Origin of the sequence: Streptomyces sp. WAC05292, assembly GCF_003949955.1 — a bacterium.
Lineage (GTDB): Bacteria > Actinomycetota > Actinomycetes > Streptomycetales > Streptomycetaceae > Streptomyces > Streptomyces globosus.
Map to the genome: position 1 here is coordinate 1 of NZ_RPSE01000720.1, position 1,366 is coordinate 1,366.

The following is a 1,366-nucleotide window of genomic DNA, read 5'->3' on the forward strand; positions in this document are numbered from 1 at the left end:
GGCGTGGGGGGCGTACGGGTCGTACGGAATGGAGGGGGAGCCGAGCGGCCACGGGCCGGACGGGGTGCGCAGCACGGCGGCCGCCTGCCGGAGGGCGAGCACGCCGGCCAGCGCCCAGAGGAGGAGGCGCCCGGCCGCGAGCCGCGCGTCGGCGGCCGCCGGCGAGGCGGCTCCCGCGGGTCCGTCTGCGGGTCCGTCCGCGGGTCCGTCTGCGGGTCCGCGTGCGCTCATGACCCCGGCATGCCCGTGCGCACCGCTGTGCTCCGCCGCGTTCGCCACGCCTCGCAGGCCTCCCGCCCTCAGATGCGCGGGCCCCGGTCGAGTCTGGCTGCCGCGCTGGATTTTCCGGGGACGACGATATCCCCCGCCGGGTACCTAGGATGGCGGTCATGAGCATCGTGAAGATCAACGTCCTGACAGTGCCGGCCGAGCAGCGCGAGGTGCTGGAGCAGCGGTTCGCGTCGCGGGCCGGGGCCGTGGAGGGTTCCGACGGATTCGAGTGGTTCGAGCTGCTGCGTCCGGTGGAGGGCACGGACCAGTACCTGGTCTACACGCGCTGGCGTTCGGAGGAGGACTTCCAGGCGTGGATGGAGGGGCCGATGAAGGCCGCCCACCAGGGCGGCGGCGCGGGGGCGGGCGCGGGCGAGCGTCCGAAGCCGGCGGCTTCGGCGTCGACGGTGTGGTCGTTCGAGGTCGTCCAGCAGGCCGGTCCGAAGGCCTGAGCCGGAGCCGACGCCTGAGCCTGAGCCGGAGCCGACGCCGACCGGTGGGCGCCGGCCCCGGCCCCGTGGCCCCGGCCCGCGGCCCCGGCGGGGTGGGGCCGGGCCGGGCCGGTCGTCACCGCCAGAAGGCATCCTCCTCGTCGATGTCCTGGGTGCACTCGTCGATGTCGGTGATCTTCCCGCCGACGATGGTGAAGAAGAGCCCCTGCTGCACTTCCAGGCCGCGGTCGCCGCGGTCGCCGTAGAAGGTGTGGACGGCCATGGCGTGGCCGCGCCCGTCGACGAGCACCGAGTGCAGTTCGATCCGCGCGGTGCCGCCGGTCTCCTCGCCGAGCCGGCGGTACATGTCGAGGACGGCCTCGCGGCCCTTGTGGTGGCCGGACAGCGGGTTGCTGCCGGGCACGTGGTGGATGACGTCGGCGGTCATCAGGGCGCCCAGGGCCTGCATGTCGCCCTTGCCGAAGGCTTCGTAGCCGCGGCGGACGAGGGCAGCGTCAGGGTGTTCGGACATGGCGTTCCCGCCCTCCCGTTGATGCGATTAACCCCTTTTCCCATCATCGGCCCGTCTCTGTGGATATTCCACGCGTCGCCCGCCGCCGCTCCCCCACACTGGCGCCATGACCCCACACAAGACACCCGTACGC

At 73.5% G+C, this 1,366-nt stretch carries 3 protein-coding genes; 1 reads left to right on the forward strand and 2 read right to left on the reverse strand.

Annotation, left to right across the window (positions count from 1 at the left end):
• Positions 1–231 (reverse strand): hypothetical protein (locus EF903_RS32595; protein ID WP_185902949.1); only part of this gene is annotated, 231 nt, incomplete at its 3' end.
• A 158-nt stretch (positions 232–389) separates the two neighbouring features.
• Here EF903_RS32595 and EF903_RS32600 point away from each other — a divergent pair.
• Positions 390–722 (forward strand): antibiotic biosynthesis monooxygenase, encoded by a 333-nt coding sequence (locus EF903_RS32600; protein ID WP_125548533.1) that lies wholly within the window; start codon positions 390–392, stop codon positions 720–722.
• A 115-nt stretch (positions 723–837) separates the two neighbouring features.
• On the opposite strand, the gene EF903_RS32605 is transcribed toward EF903_RS32600, so the two are convergent.
• Positions 838–1,233: a nuclear transport factor 2 family protein gene (locus tag EF903_RS32605; RefSeq protein ID WP_125548534.1), complete on the reverse strand. Its 396-nt coding sequence runs from the start codon at positions 1,231–1,233 to the stop codon at positions 838–840.
• Positions 1,234–1,366: the final 133 nt, after the last annotated feature.